Annotated in this window: 21 protein-coding genes; 18 read left to right on the top strand and 3 right to left on the bottom strand. The window is 38.7% G+C overall.

All coding sequences use genetic code 11. From position 1 onward, the window contains the following. Positions 1-8: 8 nt before the first annotated feature. The 11 genes from floA to recO all read left to right on the top strand — a co-directional run bounded on the left by floA (position 9) and on the right by recO (position 9,483). Positions 9-989, top strand: a complete 981-nt coding sequence (floA, locus tag ACP8HG_RS04045; RefSeq protein WP_156476156.1) for a flotillin-like protein FloA — start codon at positions 9-11, stop codon at positions 987-989. Between the two features lie 37 nt (positions 990-1,026). After that, positions 1,027-1,527 (top strand): hypothetical protein, encoded by a 501-nt coding sequence (locus tag ACP8HG_RS04050; RefSeq protein ID WP_187047508.1) that lies wholly within the window; start codon positions 1,027-1,029, stop codon positions 1,525-1,527. Positions 1,528-1,577: 50 nt separating this feature from the next. Continuing rightward, a complete protein-coding gene (locus tag ACP8HG_RS04055) occupies positions 1,578-1,835 on the top strand; it encodes a hypothetical protein (RefSeq protein WP_067208378.1) in 258 nt (85 codons plus the stop codon). Next, the gene (locus ACP8HG_RS04060; RefSeq protein ID WP_067208381.1) at positions 1,828-2,925 is read left to right on the top strand and encodes a sporulation protein YqfD; all 1,098 of its coding nucleotides are present in this window, start codon (positions 1,828-1,830) and stop codon (positions 2,923-2,925) included. Before ACP8HG_RS04055 ends, ACP8HG_RS04060 begins: the two co-directional genes overlap by 8 nt. 4 nt (positions 2,926-2,929) lie before the next feature. Further along, positions 2,930-3,874: a PhoH family protein gene (locus ACP8HG_RS04065; RefSeq protein WP_370569999.1), complete on the top strand. Its 945-nt coding sequence runs from the start codon at positions 2,930-2,932 to the stop codon at positions 3,872-3,874. Positions 3,875-3,947: 73 nt separating this feature from the next. Continuing rightward, on the top strand, positions 3,948-6,074 hold the full coding sequence (locus ACP8HG_RS04070) for an HD family phosphohydrolase (protein ID WP_187047509.1): 2,127 nt from the start codon (positions 3,948-3,950) through the stop codon (positions 6,072-6,074). 22 nt (positions 6,075-6,096) lie between these two features. Beyond that, positions 6,097-6,567, top strand: a complete 471-nt coding sequence (gene ybeY, locus ACP8HG_RS04075) for an rRNA maturation RNase YbeY (protein ID WP_438298219.1) — start codon at positions 6,097-6,099, stop codon at positions 6,565-6,567. Positions 6,568-6,574: 7 nt separating this feature from the next. Then, positions 6,575-6,925: a diacylglycerol kinase family protein gene (locus ACP8HG_RS04080; protein WP_067208388.1), complete on the top strand. Its 351-nt coding sequence runs from the start codon at positions 6,575-6,577 to the stop codon at positions 6,923-6,925. A 17-nt stretch (positions 6,926-6,942) separates the two neighbouring features. After that, positions 6,943-7,353, top strand: a complete 411-nt coding sequence (locus tag ACP8HG_RS04085; RefSeq protein WP_067208391.1) for a cytidine deaminase — start codon at positions 6,943-6,945, stop codon at positions 7,351-7,353. Continuing rightward, the gene (gene era / locus ACP8HG_RS04090) at positions 7,337-8,254 is read left to right on the top strand and encodes a GTPase Era (protein ID WP_067208394.1); all 918 of its coding nucleotides are present in this window, start codon (positions 7,337-7,339) and stop codon (positions 8,252-8,254) included. Before ACP8HG_RS04085 ends, era begins: the two co-directional genes overlap by 17 nt. A 395-nt stretch (positions 8,255-8,649) precedes the next feature. Then, positions 8,650-9,483 (top strand): DNA repair protein RecO, encoded by an 834-nt coding sequence (gene recO, locus ACP8HG_RS04095; RefSeq protein ID WP_438298220.1) that lies wholly within the window; start codon positions 8,650-8,652, stop codon positions 9,481-9,483. Between the two features lie 227 nt (positions 9,484-9,710). Here recO and ACP8HG_RS04100 read toward each other — a convergent pair whose 3' ends face one another. After that, positions 9,711-10,079: a DUF2500 domain-containing protein gene (locus tag ACP8HG_RS04100; RefSeq protein WP_338652647.1), complete on the bottom strand. Its 369-nt coding sequence runs from the start codon at positions 10,077-10,079 to the stop codon at positions 9,711-9,713. 134 nt (positions 10,080-10,213) lie between these two features. Between ACP8HG_RS04100 and ACP8HG_RS04105 the strand changes: the two genes are divergently transcribed. Then, positions 10,214-10,594: a CidA/LrgA family holin-like protein gene (locus ACP8HG_RS04105; RefSeq protein ID WP_338652645.1), complete on the top strand. Its 381-nt coding sequence runs from the start codon at positions 10,214-10,216 to the stop codon at positions 10,592-10,594. Beyond that, a complete protein-coding gene (locus ACP8HG_RS04110; RefSeq protein WP_338652644.1) occupies positions 10,585-11,274 on the top strand; it encodes an LrgB family protein in 690 nt (229 codons plus the stop codon). Before ACP8HG_RS04105 ends, ACP8HG_RS04110 begins: the two co-directional genes overlap by 10 nt. 170 nt (positions 11,275-11,444) lie before the next feature. On the opposite strand, the gene ACP8HG_RS04115 is transcribed toward ACP8HG_RS04110, so the two are convergent. Together ACP8HG_RS04115 and ACP8HG_RS04120 are read right to left on the bottom strand one after the other, a co-directional pair. Continuing rightward, positions 11,445-11,846 (bottom strand): hypothetical protein, encoded by a 402-nt coding sequence (locus tag ACP8HG_RS04115; RefSeq protein ID WP_338652643.1) that lies wholly within the window; start codon positions 11,844-11,846, stop codon positions 11,445-11,447. 325 nt (positions 11,847-12,171) lie between these two features. Then, complete coding sequence (locus ACP8HG_RS04120) at positions 12,172-12,540, bottom strand: hypothetical protein (RefSeq protein WP_187047516.1); 369 nt, start codon at positions 12,538-12,540, stop codon at positions 12,172-12,174. Between the two features lie 1,100 nt (positions 12,541-13,640). Between ACP8HG_RS04120 and ACP8HG_RS04125 the strand changes: the two genes are divergently transcribed. From ACP8HG_RS04125 to ACP8HG_RS04145, 5 genes are all read left to right on the top strand, one after another. After that, positions 13,641-14,243, top strand: coding sequence for a hypothetical protein (locus ACP8HG_RS04125; RefSeq protein ID WP_338652642.1), 603 nt, complete (start codon positions 13,641-13,643; stop codon positions 14,241-14,243). Next, positions 14,240-14,623, top strand: coding sequence for a hypothetical protein (locus ACP8HG_RS04130; RefSeq protein WP_067208416.1), 384 nt, complete (start codon positions 14,240-14,242; stop codon positions 14,621-14,623). Before ACP8HG_RS04125 ends, ACP8HG_RS04130 begins: the two co-directional genes overlap by 4 nt. A gap of 737 nt (positions 14,624-15,360) precedes the next feature. Further along, positions 15,361-15,831: a GNAT family N-acetyltransferase gene (locus ACP8HG_RS04135; protein ID WP_338652641.1), complete on the top strand. Its 471-nt coding sequence runs from the start codon at positions 15,361-15,363 to the stop codon at positions 15,829-15,831. Positions 15,832-16,009: 178 nt separating this feature from the next. Beyond that, entirely contained in the window at positions 16,010-16,474 is a 465-nt protein-coding gene (locus ACP8HG_RS04140; protein WP_338652640.1) for a GNAT family N-acetyltransferase, read from the top strand. A 399-nt stretch (positions 16,475-16,873) separates the two neighbouring features. Continuing rightward, positions 16,874-17,560, top strand: coding sequence for a hypothetical protein (locus ACP8HG_RS04145; RefSeq protein ID WP_338652639.1), 687 nt, complete (start codon positions 16,874-16,876; stop codon positions 17,558-17,560). Positions 17,561-17,562 lie beyond the last annotated feature (2 nt).

Genomic DNA, 17,562 nt, shown 5'->3' on the forward strand with positions numbered 1-17,562 from the left:
GTTTAGTAATGGTCGTTGTAATAGCAGTTGTAGCAATCATCGTATTGTCAGCATTTTTCACACTCGTTCCTGTGGCGCTGTGGATTTCAGCAATGGCAGCAGGCGTTAGAGTAAGTATATTCACATTGATCGGTATGCGTCTTCGCCGGGTTATTCCGAGTCGAATTGTTAATCCGCTTATTAAAGCACATAAAGCTGGACTCGATGTTTCAATTAATCAGCTTGAAAGTCATTATCTTGCGGGAGGGAACGTTGACCGTGTTGTCAATGCTCTGATCGCTGCACACCGTGCGAACATCGAACTTACATTTGAACGTGCTGCTGCAATCGATCTTGCAGGACGTGACGTTCTAGAAGCGGTTCAAATGTCCGTTAACCCGAAAGTTATTGAAACACCATTCATCGCCGGTGTGGCAATGAACGGGATTGAAGTAAAAGCAAAAGCGCGTATTACAGTACGTGCAAACATCGACCGTCTTGTCGGTGGTGCAGGTGAAGAAACAATCGTTGCCCGTGTTGGTGAGGGTATTATCTCGACAATCGGTTCATCTATCGACCATGCAAAAGTATTGGAAAATCCTGATATGATTTCTCAAACTGTTCTAGCAAAAGGTCTTGACTCAGGTACTGCATTCGAAATTCTATCGATTGATATCGCAGACGTTGATATTGGTAAAAACATCGGTGCAGAACTTCAAACTGAACAAGCAATGGCTGATAAAAACATTGCACAGGCAAAAGCAGAAGAACGCCGTGCAATGGCAGTTGCAAACGAACAGGAAATGAAAGCGAAAGTTGAAGAAATGCGTGCGAAAGTTGTCAGTGCTGAAGCGGAAGTTCCGCTTGCTATGGCAGAAGCGCTACGTAAGGGCAATATTGGTGTCATGGATTATGTGAATTATAAAAATATCCAGGCAGATACAGGAATGCGTGACTCCATCAGTAACTTTGGCGGAGATAAGGAATCTACAGAAATTAAGAAGAACTAATACTTGAGGAGCCATTTCCTGGAAAGGGGATGCACGAATGGAACAGATAATCATTTTTATCATTTTGGCAATTGTCGGATCTTTTTTTAGGGGCAAGAAAAAAGATCCAGCTGAGGGGCCAAAGCCTAAGCCGTCCACGGCAACGGGGAACGCTCCAGAGGGTCCTACAACTAAATTAAAAGAGATGTACCGTGAATTGCAGAGAGAAATGGCAGGAGCAGATGCGGAACCACCTATCCGCCAGCTGCCAAAACAGCAGCAACAGGCAACAGTAACGGTTCCTTCAGCTCCTGTAGTAGTACCACCTGCAAGACCAACTGCTGACAGAAAAGAACGTACTAATTCATCAGCGAATCGTCACATCGAACGCCCAGATTCATCCGTGAATCGACATAGTGGAAGATTGTCTGCACATGGTGGTCAACGTCCAACTGTGTCTGCTATACAATCGCACGATTTAATGCCGAAAAGTCAAGGGGACTTGCTGAAAGGCATTGTGTTCTCTGAAATTTATGGCCCACCGAAATCAAAAAGATAAGCATTGACCCTCTATCCGAATCATACGATGTGGATAGGGGGTTTTATATTTTGAAAAGACTATTTCAGACCGGTTCATCAGTTACAATTGAAGATTTCGCTTCATTACGAATTAATGGCCCTTATTCTTTGTTGAAACTTGGCCCCGATTTCGCGATCATTAGCAGTGGTGAATACAGGATTGAGGCGATAGGCACTGATTTAACAGTTGAAACTTTATCAGAAGAAGTTGCTGTTTTCACATTCACTTCAATTACCACAATGAATGTGACTACAGGTGCAGACAAGGAAGCGGAGCGCAATGCGTAAAAGGTATGCTATCAAAATATCAGGCGACGGCAACCTTTCCGGATTCCTCACTAAACTTGTCACAATTGGAACAAAAATTACATCGCTATCAGTTGTCGATGGGGTGGCATATTTTCAAACAGATCGTAGCGGACTTCGTGCTATCCGGCGTAACAGAAGGCATTATCGATTAAAAGTAGCCATTTCAATTGCGAATCTTGAATCAGGCTCAATTGGACTTTTCACATCTAGCCGTTTCCTAATCGCATGTCTCATTCCTTTTGTTGCCTCATTTTTCCTTTGGACAGTAGATGTTGAATCGGATATGCCGGAAGTAGTGGACAGAATTGAGCAGAAACTTGAAAAAAGCTCTATCGTTTTGTTAAGACCCTTAGCTTTAATTCCTGATGAAGGTGAAATTCGACGAGAGCTCATGCTCGATGATCCTGCTTTATCGTGGGTTAGATTTAGACGAGTTGGAACGTCTCTGACAATTATTCCGATGTTATCACCACCCACAACTAACATTATTGAAGAGAACGAATCACCGTCACACCTTGTAGCGCGTACAGGAGGCGTTATAACGCGTTTTGCGTTAGAAAAAGGGGAAAGGGTCGGCCATGTTCATCAGACTGTAAAGAAAGGGGACGTGCTAGCCACAGGTATATTGGAACAAGGTGATAAAACGACAGTTGTTGGAGCGGATGGTGCCGTGTATGCGGATTATTGGGTTGAATACACCTTTACTCTTCCGAAAAAAATTAAATTCCAGTTACAGGGTGAGGAAATTGTGAACTATTCTTTTAACCTCCCATGGAAGCAGCAAGGTAAAGAAGGATGGTCTCTAGGGTCTTTCATCGAAACAGAAAGATATATGGAGGAAACCGCAGGGCACTTTGAATTGATTGAGGGAATGGAAGAAACAGTTATAATTCCCTTATTAAAAAACAAATTAATGTCGGAATCTTTTTCGAAAGCAATTATTAAAGATGAAAAAGTTTTACACGTGACATTCGATAATGATAAAGTTAGAGGGACTATATTGTTTCTTATCAATGACAATATTGCTGAAAAAAGACTGATTCCCAAGGAGACTGAGCCTATTGGATGAGCAAATGATTCAACTACATGTTGAAGACCCGAATGAAACAGTAATGCTTCTCGGAATTTCTGATCAGAATATGAAACTGATTGAAGAGCAGTTAAATGTTTCAGTATTAACTAGAGGCGACACGATATCAATCAGTGGTGCTGAAGATAGTAGGAATTCGGCTAAAGAGCTTTTGGAACAGTTGTTGAAAGTAATACGTAAAGGCATTAATATCAATCAACGAGATGTCTCGACTGCGCTCGAGATGGTGAAAAGTGGCACAATTGAATACTTTGCAGAGTTGTACGATGAAGAAATTTCAAGGAATATGAAAGGTAAAGCGATTCGTGCGAAGACAATCGGTCAGCGTGAATATGTCAGCGCAATTCGATCGAGAGATCTTGTATTCTGTATCGGGCCGGCTGGGACGGGGAAAACGTACTTAGCGGTCGTACTAGCTGTTTTAGCTATGAAAACGGGCTCTGCGAAGCGAATTGTCTTAACCCGTCCCGCTGTTGAAGCAGGAGAGAGTCTAGGCTTCCTTCCAGGTGACTTAAAAGAGAAAGTTGACCCATACCTTCGTCCGCTGTACGACGCGCTACACGATGTTCTGGGAGCGGAACAAACGGATCGACTTATGGAACGAGGGGTAATCGAAATTGCGCCGCTCGCTTATATGAGGGGACGGACACTCGATGATGCATTCATTATTCTGGACGAAGCACAGAATACGACAAAAGCACAAATGAAAATGTTTTTAACACGTCTCGGTTTTGGGTCGAAAATGGTTATCAACGGCGACAAAACACAAATTGATTTACCAAGAAACACTGAATCCGGTTTAATCGTTGCAGAATCAATCCTTAAAAAAGTTGGAGATATTCACTTTCAGTACTTAGAGCAAGGTGATGTTGTTCGTCACCCACTTGTTGCGAAAATAATTGAAGCATACGAACAGGAGCAGTCATAGAAAGTGACTGCTTTTTCTTTAGAATCATCGCTACTCTGATTATATCTATAGAGAAGCAGGGGGAGAGATTCCAATGTTCCAACCAATTAGAAAGTTATTTAAATCACTTAAATTCAATTATTTATCCTTATTTTTAATCGGCCTATCCACTGTACTCCTTTTTTCATTCATGTATGGCAGTGTGAAAAAAGAAACGTATGAATTGAAAGCTTTTCAAATTGCACCAGATACTATCCGTTCCTTAAAAACGGTTGAGGACGCAGTAAAAACCGAACAGGACAGAGAACGTGCCGCTAATGAAGTAGGACCTTCCTATGTATTTTCAGAAGATGTTGTAAAAAATAGACAAGCAATCGCTACGTCTTTATTCGATTTTCTAATCGAAGTAAAAAACCAAGATGAGCCTGATCAAACTACATCGGAGATAGCTACTAAGCCCTCTAAAGAATTAGTAGCAGAAATGCGCACTAAACTTTCCAGTTTGGAAAAGGAAGAACCTAGTCTGCGACTTAGTGATGACGCCATAGTTAATCTTTTATCCCAGAGTACAGATGCTTTACTGAACGCGCAAAGCGTATTAGTAGGTGTACTAGGTGAGGAATTATCGAAGCCGGTACGAACTGCGGATCTGTCGACAGTCCGCTATGAGGTAGATCGGAAAATTAGGCTCACAGATTCAGTTTCATCTTCAATCTTACAGACTCTAATAACGCTTAGCCGCTCTCTGGTAGTAGAGACGGAATCGATTCATGAGGAAATGACAAAGGCTAGGGTTGAGCAGGCGCGGGAAAGCGTTGAACCTACCCGTATCTTGCAAGGACAAGTGATTGTCCGTGAAGGGCAGGTCATTGACAAAGAAATATACAGGCAATTAGAGCTTGCGGGCGTATTGTCAAATCAGTCGTCCATGAAACCGCTGGCAGGTCTCATTTTATTTGTCCTGTTTGTCGGTGCGATTATTTATATGCATTTCCTATCCTGGAGTGAAAATAGGGTTGTAAAGAAAAAGGCATTGCTCATTGTATTAGTTGTTTTTTTCCTGCTCGTCATCATAATGAAACTCATTTCCCTTATTGAAAAAGACTTTGATGTCCTATTAGCATTCTTGTTTCCGACAGCACTCGCTCCAATGCTTATTAAGCTTCTGACGAACGAGCGACTTGCACTAATGACGACAATTATCACAGCAGCAACAGCAGGAATTCTTCTTCAAGAAGGTTACGCGGCAATCATTCAGATGGAAGTCGCATTGTACATACTTTTCGGAGGTATTGTCAGTTTGTATTTACTCGGTGACAACGGCAGACGTTCGAATATTTTACGAACAAGCTTAGGGGTTTCTGTTTCAAATATGATGTTCATTGGATTTTACCTCTTAATGACACAGTCATCTTACGATTTGACGGAATTAGTGTATTATATGATAGCGGCAATTGTTTCGGGTATATTGTCAGGAGCTCTTACAATTGGGCTTATGCCATTTTTTGAATCTGCCTTTCGACTATTATCGGATATGCGACTTATCGAACTATCGAACCCGAATCACCCGCTACTGAAAAAAGTACTAACCGAAACGCCAGGCACTTATCATCATAGCGTTATGGTCGCAAATTTAGCCGACGCAGCATGTGAATCGATTGGTGCGAATGGACTTCTTGCCAGAGTGGGAAGTTATTATCATGATATTGGAAAGACGCTGAGACCGGGTTACTTCATCGAGAATCAGCATGCTGGTCAAAATCCACATGATTCATTGCCACCAGAAAAAAGTAGGGACATCATTATTGCCCACGGAGAAGACGGTGCGAGACTTCTGGAAAAGCATAAAATGCCAGTAGAAATCATTGATATCGCTCGTCAGCATCACGGAACAAGTACATTGAAGTATTTTTACTTTAAAGCTAAGGAATCTGGGGAAGATGTAAAAGAAGAGGATTTCCGTTATGCGGGACCCAAACCTCAAACAAAAGAAATTGCAATTATCTCAATAGCAGATAGTGTTGAGGCCGCTGTACGATCAATGAAAGAACCGACTTCAGAAAAAATTGCAGCTCTCGTACGATCTATCATTAATGATAAAATGAACGATGGACAATTCGATGAATGCGATCTTTCTATGAAAGAATTGAAGAAAGCGGAAAGAGTTATGTGTGAAACGTTAAATGGAATTTTCCATAACCGGATTGAATATCCGAAGTGAGTACGAAGGGAGCTAGTAGTAGATGTTGGAAATACATTTTGAGGATGAAACAGCTAGAGTCGATGACAAAATCGAGGATTTAATCCGAAAGCTGTTAAACCATACCGCTAAAGAAGAGGAACTAGCAGGCGAATTAGAGGTTTCGGTAACATTCATGACAGATGCAGATATTCAGGAAGTGAATGCAACTTATCGCGGTAAAAATGTACCGACGGATGTCATTTCATTTGCGCTCGAAGAATTAACGGAAGGTGAAGTAGCTATTATTCCTGAAGAAGGCATGCCAACCGCTTTAGGTGATATACTTATTTCAGTAGAAACAGCTGAGCGGCAAGCAGGGGAATACGGACATGATTTTAATCGTGAAATTGGATTTCTTGCGCTTCACGGCTTCCTTCACCTTCTCGGCTATGATCATTTAACTGAAGAAGAGGAAGCTGAGATGTTCCGCAGGCAAAAGGAGATCCTCGCATCATTCGGACTCGAGAGGTGATTGATCAATGCGGAAGTTCCTTCAATCTTTTGTCTACGCATGGAATGGGATTTGTTATGGCATAGGAGCGGAACGGAATACGAAAGTGCATGTGATGGCCGCAATCCTCGTCATTGTAGCGGGTTTTATGACGGGTCTTTCGCGGACAGAGTGGTTCATCGTCATTATTCTGATTTGCGGAATGCTGGCGCTTGAGCTGATGAATTCTGCAGTCGAACGTGTCGTCGATCTACTAACAACTGAACGTCATATACTCGCGAAACAAGCGAAAGACCTCGCAGCAGGCGCGGTCTTAGTGTATGCGATTGGAAGTGCAATAATCGGTTTAATGTTATTTATTCCGAAATGGTTTAACTAAATTAAAGAGGTGTCTTTATGGATGTAGAAAAATTAATTGCTGAATCGAAAAAAGCACGGGAGCAAGCGTATGTCCCGTATTCAAAATTCCCAGTTGGAGCGGCGTTGTTAGCCGAAGATGGGACTATCTATCACGGCTGTAATATTGAAAACTCCGCTTATAGCATGACCAATTGTGCAGAACGAACAGCATTTTTTAAAGCTGTTTCCGACGGCGTACGTAGCTTCAAAGCGCTTGCAGTAGTTGCAGATACAGAAGGACCTGTTTCCCCGTGTGGAGCATGCAGACAAGTAATTGCGGAGTTTTGTAATGGCTCGATGCCTGTCTACCTCACGAACCTAAAAGGGGACATTGAAGAAACAACTGTAGCAAAATTATTACCAGGCGCATTTTCAAAGGAGGATCTTTCATATGCAGCAGAACAATAAAAAGGGGTTCAAATCGGGATTCATCTCGATTATTGGACGTCCAAACGTAGGTAAATCGACATTTCTTAACCATGTAGTCGGACAAAAGATTGCGATTATGAGTGACAAACCACAGACAACTCGCAATAAAGTGCAAGGTGTTGTCACGACAGAAAAATCTCAAATCATATTCATCGATACACCGGGGATTCATAAGCCAAAACATAAACTTGGTGATTTCATGGTGAAAACGGCCCGTAACACATTGAAAGAAGTAGATGTGGTCATGTTCATGGTCAATGCAGATGAGCCGATTGGCCGTGGTGACCGCTTCATCATGGAACTTCTTGAGAATTCAAAGACACCGGTATTCCTTATAATTAATAAAATTGATCTTGTTCATCCGGATGAATTATTCAAAATCATTACTTCGTATACAGCAGAATATGACTTTGCTGAAATCGTGCCAATTTCCGCGATCAACGGAAATAATGTTGAACGCCTTCTCGAGACGATGATAAAATATTTACCAGAGGGACCAAAATACTATCCAGATGATCAAGTAACGGATCACCCGGAACGATTCATCATTTCTGAATTAGTTCGTGAAAAGGTATTGCATTTAACGAGAGAAGAGATTCCACACTCCATAGCGGTTGTAATTGAGAAGATTGAACGCGAAGAAGGACGGGAAATGGTAAATGTTATGGCGACAATTGTTGTCGACCGTGATTCCCAAAAAGGTATTGTCATCGGTAAAAGAGGTGCATTGCTAAAAGAAATTGGAACAAATGCTAGACATGACATCGAAATGCTACTTGGTTCGAAAGTATTTCTTGAGTTGTGGGTAAAAGTGCAGAAAGACTGGCGTAATAAACCCGGCCATCTGAAGGAATTCGGATTTAGGGAAGACGAGTATTAATGAATTGAACGCATCCTAAGTTCGCCGCGTCCTGCGGCAACGGATGCATGCCCCACTTCGTGTGAGCCCAAAGCGTAAGCGGCCCGCCAAGACGCGACAGGCATAAGACAGTCTGGCGGAGCGGCGTACTTTGCCGCATAGCTGGAATGACTTATGACCCGAGCGTCTGGGTCGCTGAAGCTAGACAAAGAAAAGCATAAGGTGCCGCATAGCTCCGACAGGCACAAGGTAGTGTGTGAGGAGGCGTCTTTTAGCCTCCGCAGCAAAATGACTTGTGACCCCGAGGAGCTGGCACCTGAAGCTAGACAAAGAAAAGCGTAAGGTGCCGCATAGCTCCGACAGGCACAAAGTAGTGTGTGAGGAGGCGTCTTTTAGCCTCCGCAGCAAAATGACTTGTGACCCCGAGGAGCTGGCACCTGAAGCTAGACAAAGAGGTGATTGCTTCGCTGAACAAATGGGAAGGAATCATTCTAAGAGGTATCCCGTACGGTGAGTCCAATAAAATTGTGACACTGTTTACTCGTGAAGGCGGTAAGATGACAGCAATGGCCCGTGGAGCGAAGAAACCGGCGAGCAGGCTAGCTGCTGTGACGCAGCCTTTCACACATGGTTCATTCTTGATCCGTACGGGTAGAGGAATGGGGACGCTTGAACAAGGCGAACCCATTGATTCGATGCGGCATATTCGTGAAGACTTGGAAGCAACAGCTTATGCAAGTTATGTTGTTGAATTGATTGATAAGTTAACGGAGGATAATGAGCGAATTTCTGGTATATACAGCTTGTTGTATGAAGCGCTTCACGCTATCAATGAACAATATGATCCAGAAGCAATTGCATTATTTGTTGAATGGAAAATGTTGCCGATCGCTGGTATCCATCCAATACTTCATCAGTGTGCAAATTGTGGAGCGACAGAAGGTGAATTTGCTTTTTCATTTATGCAAATCGGCTTCATTTGTCATCGATGCTTCCATGTAGATAAGCATGCGATTCGAATTTCACCCAGTCAATTGAAATTGATCCGAACCTTTTATACAGTTCCCATTAATCGGGTCGGTAATTTGACGTTAAAGAAGACGACAAAAATCTTCATGAAAAAACTCGTCCGAACAATTTACGATGAGCAAGTAGGGATTCGATTAAAATCGAGATCATTCCTTGATCAGCTCGACTCGACACCCGAACTGCTACCTAGAAAAGAGAAACCAAAAGAGAGTGACGAATAGTCCTCTTTACAATAAACCCCGAACCTTGGATCCTATGAAAAAGGGTCTAGATTCGGGGTTTTTATATAGAAATAAATTGAAGTAAAGATTACATTCAAATATGCTTGGGCACTAGGGGAAGCCTTCTGCCCTGGGCCAGACTAGTCTCATAGCTTCTTCTACCACTTATAAGGCGCCATCGCCCGGTTTATCCATCGTATTCAATACTTGAACTTATGTAAAAAATATTACACACTGTTTACCCGTTCAAATCCACTAAAACGAGTCCCCTGGAAAGTGAGCATTCCCACATCGCCATCAGCCAACATACCATATTGGGAACCGTTTACAGCTAATTCCATACGATCTCCGCTGTCTACTTGAAATGTAGCATAATACCAAGTACTTGCCGATGAATCGCCTGATCCGCCGGAAGTCTTGGTTCTTTTTGTCACAACTTCGGCTGGTACTGTCAGTTTAGGGGAGTTATTATTTGAATTCCACGTACCGATAGATTTCACAGCAATGAAGATTATTCCACCAAAAATGATAATTGCAACTCCGCCGATAAAGATGGGAACAAACGTAAATATAGCTTCTCCAAAAGGTGAAAACATGTACAAAACCTCCTTATGTATTTTGAATGGTAGTTATAGATAATATACGTTCTATTTTTGAAATAGTTTCATTACGTCTTTGATATTTTACTTGTATATCTTTATACTGATACGAAAGGAGGCGGGATTTATCTATGAAATACATAAAAATAGTTCTTCAAATCATAGTGTTGTACAGTTTTGTCTTGATGGGGAACTGGCTTCAATTTTTTCTTCATTTGCCGCTTCCTGGAAGCATAATAGGACTATTAGTATTGTTAGCGGCCCTTTCATTGAAAGTATTTCGGCTTGAATGGATTGAATCAGGTTCTTTCTTTCTTTTATCTTATTTACCATTATATTTTATCCCGGCGACTGTCGGTGTGATGAATTACGGACATGTTTTTGCAGGAAAAGGATTTCTATTAATACCAATCACAATGATTAGCACGTTTTTGACGATGTGGATTTCTAGTTATATAAGTCAATTTCTTGCCAAAAAATCTGCTAACAAGGAGGGGATTTCATGCAAGTAATGATGTATTCAATCCTATTTGTTATTGTAACGATTGCAGTTTATCTTGTTATGAACTTGTTATACTTTAAGTATCGTAAAGCATTTTTCATACCAATACTAACAACAACAATTGGCATTATTTTGATCCTCATTCTTTTCAAAGTCCCATATGAAACTTATATGCTTGGTGGAAAGTGGGTTGACCTGTTGCTGGGACCCGCGATTGTATCATTGGCCATCCCTTTATATAAACAAAGGGAGTTAATCAAACAGAATATGCTTCCCATACTTGGTGGTGTATTGACGGGCGTTCTTTTTGGTATGGTAAGCGGTGTGCTTTTTGCAAAAATGGCAGGATTCTCAAAAGAAATCGTTCTGTCATTATTACCTAAATCGATTACAACACCTATAGCTATACAGATTGCTTCGGCATTGGGTGGAGCAACTTCGCTAACAATCACTTTTGTCATGATTGCAGGATTTACCGGTATCATTCTTGGACCAACATTTTTGAAATGGTTTCGTATCGATACTGCAATCGGTCGTGGCATCGGACTGGGAGCAGCAGCTCATGCTCTTGGGACATCGAAAGCAATTGAAATCGGGGAGCAGGAAGCATCCTATAGTTCCATTGCAATGACGCTCTCCGCTATCATTGGTTCTATCGTTGGACCGGTGATAGCTTGGTTGTTTTATTGAATGGAATAAAATCTAAAGTGGATGAACAAATAGAAATCGAGTTATTACAACAAAAAGACAAAGAGGAATTGTGTATGTTAAGTACACATTAGTTATGTAATCAGTAGCAGAGAATATAACTATGCATTCTCCGCTACTGAGAAAATTCAAATTAGATGAATCGATTACTATTATGCTTGAAGTATATTCTTCAATTCTTTGACGGCATCAAGAGAAATGCCTGTACCTAATGGTCCCTGTAATAATGCTGCGACGGCAACAGCGACCGCAACAACATCAACGTTATTTGTAACAGTGATTGTTGGACTTCCTATATTTTCGAAGGTACTTGTATCAGTATCAGCTTGAGTTTGCTTCTGGTTTTGATCTTGATCTTGATACTGGAATTGTTTCTGGTATTGATTTTGATATTGGAATTGCCATTGATTTTGTTGTTGAAGTTGTATCAAAATATCATCTAATTTTGCTTCCATGTTTCTTAAATCCTTTTTATTCTCACAACAATCGTACTTATCATAATGATTCTTTTCATTACAATGATAACAATCACACTTTTTTGAATGATTTCCCATTTTTTCTCCTCCTATTCTTAATTACAATATGAAATCAAATCCATCATGTAAGTTTTTTGTTCTTCTTTGACCCTGAAAAACTAATAATTAAAAATTAAAAGGAAACTTGGGTTTTAATAGCTAGAAGCGGAAAGAGAAGTCAGACCTTACAAAGCTATTCGTATTCACGGACGTTAGTTCAGTAATTTGTGGCAGAAAATTTTAATCATATATGTTGAAATAAAGAATTCTATTAAATTCGCTAGGAGGCTACCCGTGTAAGACGCCTTCCCTCAGCTTATATAGCTATTCAATTATTCAATATATATAGGTGAAACAAATACTATTATGCTTGAAGCATATTCTTCAATTCTTTTACTGTATCAAAAGAAAGACCTGCTCCTAATGGACCTTGTAATAATGCTGCGACGGCAACAGCGACTGCAACAACATCTACGTTATTAGTAATAGTGATTGTTGGACTTCCGATATTTTCGAAGGTACTTGTATCAGTATCGACTTGAGCTTGCTTCTGGTCTTGATCTTGATACTGTAATTGATTTTGGTATTGATTTTGATTTTGATACTGGAATTGCCATTGCTTTTGTTGTTGAAGTTGTATCAAAATATCTTCTAATTTTGCTTCCATGCTTTTTGAATCCTTTTTCTTCTCACAATAGTTCTTCTCATAATGATTATTTTCATGATATCCCATTTTTTTCACCTCCTATTCTTAATTACAGTATGAAACTAAATTCCTCGTGTAAGGGTTATTGTCTTCCCCTTGTCCTTAAAACAATTAGACAGTAGGAATAAAAAGGGAAATAATTTTTGATCGTAAAAGCGGAAAGGGAAGTTAGATATTACAAAGTTCATCGTACCAATTATTTGAGGACGCTATTTATCACTAAAAAAGTAGGGTTGTTTAAGAAACATTATTTTAGGTATAAATATGTGGAATACTATCTGAATGGTTTTAAGGTGATTCAAATAAGGCTAAAGGAACGTATACGGATAATTAGCCAAATAAGTCAAGTTGACTCCGAATTTGCATTTAGGGAACAGGTAGAGGCTAGTAAGAATCCTTTAACCCTTGAATGTTTAGAAGTAAATTACGGAAAACAAATAGATAGTTACATAGACAAGGTTATTTTATATATTAAAGATTAAACACCTTTTCCAAAGTTGAGGAAATTTTAAAATGGAATAACTTTTTCGATAAAAGTAAGTAATGTTTAACAGGTAATTGTTAATGAGTGACTATTCATTCAAGCTTGAAAGTGATACTCTTTATTCAATGAAGTCAGATTAATAGTGGGAGCGATTGAATAATGAAGCTTAAAGTTGGGGCTATTTTCACGTGATTAAAAACGTTTAATGTGGAAGAAACACAACAGTTTTCAGAGGTAATAGGTGATAAGGGAAAATATCATATGGAATGAGATGAAAAAGGGAGCTTTATGTACAAGGTCTTTTACTGCGAGTATCGGGGATTTAGTTAATATTGCAAGAGAGATGTTAAGTGGTTACCTTCGCCCTGTCAGGGGACACGATTACTTGTGAATTCACGATAACAGAAGTTGAATTTAAGACAATAGCCATGATTACCTTTTATCATAATCAAAGCGGAAAAGAAGTTCTGATTGGAATGAGTCATGGAATTATTAGGGGTTAATTAGCCTGTAAAAAAATATTAAAGCTATACTGCTTTAATTTGAATTGCTTTTTTATTTCCATTGTATTGTTATTAAATTATTCTTAATAATGAACCTTCTTGCTCAAGAGGCGTCAAATAAATAAAAGGAAGGTGCCTTTATGAAAAGATTAGTGTATCGACTTTTCGTAATGACTGTCTTTTTATCAATGATGATAGTAAGCGTAAGTGTTTCTGCTACAAGTTGGATCGAGATGGACCCGCAAGAAGTTAGCGACGAAGCTGAAGTAGTTATAAGTGGAACTTACGACTTTTCAAGTAAGCCGATAGACAGTGAATTTATTTTTCAAGGATATACGTTTGCCGTTGAAAATGTTTATAAAGGAGAGGCTACTAAACAAATAATCGCTGGAATTGACATGTATGATGTCGGTTGGGCTGAGGGATTTCAGAACGAAGGCGGTGAGTTTCTTCTGTTTTTAGAAAAGAGTGATTCTGCGACATTTCTTACACCTGTAGGAGGGCCAAATGGTATGGTTCAAGTCCTTAACGGCATAATAAATAATGAAAATGAAGAAATCGCAACTTATTATGCTGATTTTCTAAAAACGAGTCACAAGAATCCTAGCAGTGGAAACAATGTAGCGCTTATTGACAAGGAGAACTCAGATATATTTAATCCATTATATATCTGCGTAATTGCTTTGTTTGCAATCGCAGTTCTTATTTTACTATATCGTTTCGCAAGGAAGGGGAGGCGTTGAAAAAAGTTTTATTCATTCTCATAGTTTCAATGAGTGTATTTTTTAGTGCATGGCAAACAAAAGAATTGACATTCGTTGGTGAAGGCGAAAATTGGTGGGCAGAAGTGACCGTGACCCAAACTGACGGAGATGAACAATATGAAATTCAGATTATTTATAAAGGTAATGAGTTAGACAGTGTTAAAACCTTTGATTATTTCGTTGAAACAAGCACCAATGGAGTGCTGAATTTTGGTACAAACAATGTTTCATTGAACGAAAAAGGTAAGTTTCAACACAAAAGTTTAAGTTCTAATAGCCCTTCAACGAAACAAGAAGAGAAGCTGGTTTTGAAGGTAGTATGGAACGGGATTACCGAAAAAATCTTTTTAGAAAATTAGTAAATTAAGAACTAAATATGTCGAAACAAAGAATTCAATTAAATTCGCTAGGGGCTGTGATTGAGGCATCTCACTTTCTAAACGGAACTTCATCTTATCGCACTTTGGTAGATTATACAGAAGAAATGATTAAACGAAATGCCTGATCGAATTGCTTATCAGTTAGGGTGGGAAGATTGAGCGTTAAAGAAGTTATTAGCAGAGCGTTGCCGAGGAAAATAATAACTGCGGCGATTACAGTTCCTATTTATGCAATATTATTAGCGTTAGTGACACCATACTTCTACGAAAGTAACGTGTACTCACTATGGCGATATTTGGGAAAGATTTTAGTTACAACGCAAGGGTATATTCTATACAGTTTTCCGGCCATTCTTCTATATGGGGTGTTTACTTCTTCTAGTAAGCGACTTACTTTCATCCAAATTCACGAAAAATGAGTCAGTAAAGTTAGAGTGTTTTCTATCGTTACTTTTTCATATGATTTTCGGATTATTATTACTTTGGATTAGTCTGCCCGCGGCTCTAATTTACTTTATGATAGATAGGTATTTTAGCAAGCGAAAAACTCTGTATAAATGGAGCGAAACTTATATAAGCTTAATGATTCCAATTGGATTATTTCTATTGATAATATTGATTTTAGTAGTAGGAGATTTCACTGTGAACTGGAAGGACTATATTGTCTTTTGATTCACTATAACAATGATTTTATTAGTAGAAATGGGGTACCAGTTATGGAAGTTACGTTAGAAAAAGCAAACGAATTTGATGCGCAATCTCTTTTTGATATACAAGTAAATGCATTTTTACCATTACTTGAAGTTTATGAGGATTACAATACTAATCCAGCGAATGAAACGATTCAGCGAATGATAACAAGGATAAACAACACGTCAGGAGGAGTTTATAAAATAAAATCGGATACTATTCTTGTTGGCGCTATTAGTATCTGGTGGAAAGAGGAAACTGAATTTTGGATCAGCCCAATGTTTATACAACCGAAATACCAGGGGCAAGGAATTGCCCAGAAAGCAATATCACAAATAGAGGGACTTTTTCCTCAAGCGGTTAGTTGGGAGTTGGCTACTATAGCGGAAGAAAAACGTAATTGTTATTTATATGAAAAGATGGGCTTTATAAAAACAGGAGAAACCAAGAAAATAAATGACAGCACGACACTTATTTATTATAAAAAAGGTTTATGACTCTTATAAATTATTCTTGACCAACAGAAAGTGATCGAAGGGATGGAACACAGATTGCTAGAAAACTAGCACGTTTCGTGTGGAACAGGAAAAAGGCAGGGATAACAATAAATACTTATCTATTGCGGACAGTTAGTTGTAATTGGAAATGTCTGGAAATATTAAGAGGGGGATAATTGTGGGATATAAGTTTGAAATTATGACACAAGAACAAGCGGAAGAGATTGCATATAATTGGCACTATAATGCGGAATATTCTTTTTACGATATGGTAGCAGATAAAGAAGATTTAGTTGAGTTCTTAGAAGCTCAAAAACGGGGTGACTCAAACTTCTTTGTTACTAAAGACAATGATGCTATAGGCTTCTATACTTTTAATGAAGTAGCTAACAACACCATTGATATAGGGTTAGGCATGAGACCAGATTTAACTGGTAATGGCAACGGTTTGGAATTTGTCCAAGCAGGTTTGGATTTTGCTAAATCAAAATACAGACCAGAAAAAATAACATTATCAGTAGCAACTTTCAATCAAAGAGCTATAAAAATATATAGTGAAATCGGGTTTGATGAAGTTGATACATTTATGCAGGAGACAAATGGAAGTAGATTTGAATTTATTAGAATGCTTTATCGATGCTAATACAGGTTCATTACCTTTAATAGCTGGGATAACTTTTTATGTATGGCACTAACTTTATGACGAAAACAGAAGAAAGAATCTTTTATTACTTAATGTTACTTAGTGGTTTTATAATGCGGAGGTATTTACATTGAAAAATGGTCGTAATAGCGGTTTAATTTACTGGAGATTGAATTATAGAAAAAAGTTTATTAGGACTTTATGGATGATTCCACCTAGTATTATTCTGATTATAATGCTACTTATTTCCGAGATCTCTTATTCACTAAAAATAGTATTAACTTTGGCATTAATAGTTACTTTGCCTATTCAATTATTTTACACGCATTATAAGTGGAAAAGTGACATAGAATTTTAAAAATGAACTATTAAATTTTCTTGATGAGGAGAATATTGTTTATGGAAATAAAAATACTGACATTACAAACAGGTAAATTAGAAATAATGAAAGAATTTTATACGCAATATTTAGGTTTTTCTCTTTGTGGTGAAAGTCCAAAAAGTTTTCAAATTCAAGTAGGAACTAGCATTTTAGAATTTACGAATGAAAATGTAGTAGGGGAGCCATATTATCACTTTGCATTTAATATTCCACCCAATCAATTTCAAGAAGCGAAGGAATGGTTAATAGGAAAAACAACGCTTTTATTAGAAGACGGAGAAGACGAGGCTGATTTTGCATTTTGGCCTGCACATGCTTGCTATTTTGAAGATCCAGCAGGAAATATAGTAGAACTCATAGCTCGATACTATGTAAATCCAAATAGCGAATCGACATTTGCAGTAAATAACATTTTGAATATCAGTGAAATTGGTTTAATTGTAAAAGATTCACCAAGGGTTGGTGAGCAATTCAAAGAAATAAATATTTTTGATAGTGATAATGATCCAATTACTACTTCTTCTTTAAACTTTATGCAAGAAAATAAAAATGGTGTTTTTATTATTTTAGCTAGCATAGGTAGAAGATGGCTGTTCTCGGAAAAGAAATCTGAAATTTTTCCAATGAAAATAACACTTGATAAACAATATTGCGTAGGTATAGATGAAGAACATGAATTTTTCATTAAAATTATTATGGAATGAAG

Source organism: Sporosarcina sp. FA15 (assembly GCF_051550195.1).
In the GTDB taxonomy this organism is placed as follows: domain Bacteria; phylum Bacillota; class Bacilli; order Bacillales_A; family Planococcaceae; genus Sporosarcina; species Sporosarcina psychrophila.

Excerpts from the sequence above, each read along its gene's own strand:
- ACP8HG_RS04060 (WP_067208381.1), top strand. The coding sequence starts at position 1,828 with ATGCGTAAAAGGTATGCTATCAAAATATCAGGCGACGGCAACCTTTCC.
- ybeY (WP_438298219.1), top strand. The coding sequence starts at position 6,097 with ATGTTGGAAATACATTTTGAGGATGAAACAGCTAGAGTCGATGACAAA.
- ACP8HG_RS04135 (WP_338652641.1), top strand. The coding sequence starts at position 15,361 with ATGGAAGTTACGTTAGAAAAAGCAAACGAATTTGATGCGCAATCTCTT.
- ACP8HG_RS04065 (WP_370569999.1), top strand. The coding sequence starts at position 2,930 with ATGATTCAACTACATGTTGAAGACCCGAATGAAACAGTAATGCTTCTC.
- ACP8HG_RS04085 (WP_067208391.1), top strand. The coding sequence starts at position 6,943 with ATGGATGTAGAAAAATTAATTGCTGAATCGAAAAAAGCACGGGAGCAA.
- ACP8HG_RS04070 (WP_187047509.1), top strand. The coding sequence starts at position 3,948 with ATGTTCCAACCAATTAGAAAGTTATTTAAATCACTTAAATTCAATTAT.
- floA (WP_156476156.1), top strand. The coding sequence starts at position 9 with ATGGTCGTTGTAATAGCAGTTGTAGCAATCATCGTATTGTCAGCATTT.
- ACP8HG_RS04050 (WP_187047508.1), top strand. The coding sequence starts at position 1,027 with ATGGAACAGATAATCATTTTTATCATTTTGGCAATTGTCGGATCTTTT.
- ACP8HG_RS04120 (WP_187047516.1), bottom strand. The coding sequence starts at position 12,540 with ATGGGATATCATGAAAATAATCATTATGAGAAGAACTATTGTGAGAAG.
- ACP8HG_RS04105 (WP_338652645.1), top strand. The coding sequence starts at position 10,214 with ATGAAATACATAAAAATAGTTCTTCAAATCATAGTGTTGTACAGTTTT.
- ACP8HG_RS04115 (WP_338652643.1), bottom strand. The coding sequence starts at position 11,846 with ATGGGAAATCATTCAAAAAAGTGTGATTGTTATCATTGTAATGAAAAG.
- ACP8HG_RS04145 (WP_338652639.1), top strand. The coding sequence starts at position 16,874 with ATGGAAATAAAAATACTGACATTACAAACAGGTAAATTAGAAATAATG.
- ACP8HG_RS04080 (WP_067208388.1), top strand. The coding sequence starts at position 6,575 with ATGCGGAAGTTCCTTCAATCTTTTGTCTACGCATGGAATGGGATTTGT.
- ACP8HG_RS04100 (WP_338652647.1), bottom strand. The coding sequence starts at position 10,079 with ATGTTTTCACCTTTTGGAGAAGCTATATTTACGTTTGTTCCCATCTTT.
- era (WP_067208394.1), top strand. The coding sequence starts at position 7,337 with ATGCAGCAGAACAATAAAAAGGGGTTCAAATCGGGATTCATCTCGATT.
- ACP8HG_RS04125 (WP_338652642.1), top strand. The coding sequence starts at position 13,641 with ATGAAAAGATTAGTGTATCGACTTTTCGTAATGACTGTCTTTTTATCA.
- ACP8HG_RS04110 (WP_338652644.1), top strand. The coding sequence starts at position 10,585 with ATGCAAGTAATGATGTATTCAATCCTATTTGTTATTGTAACGATTGCA.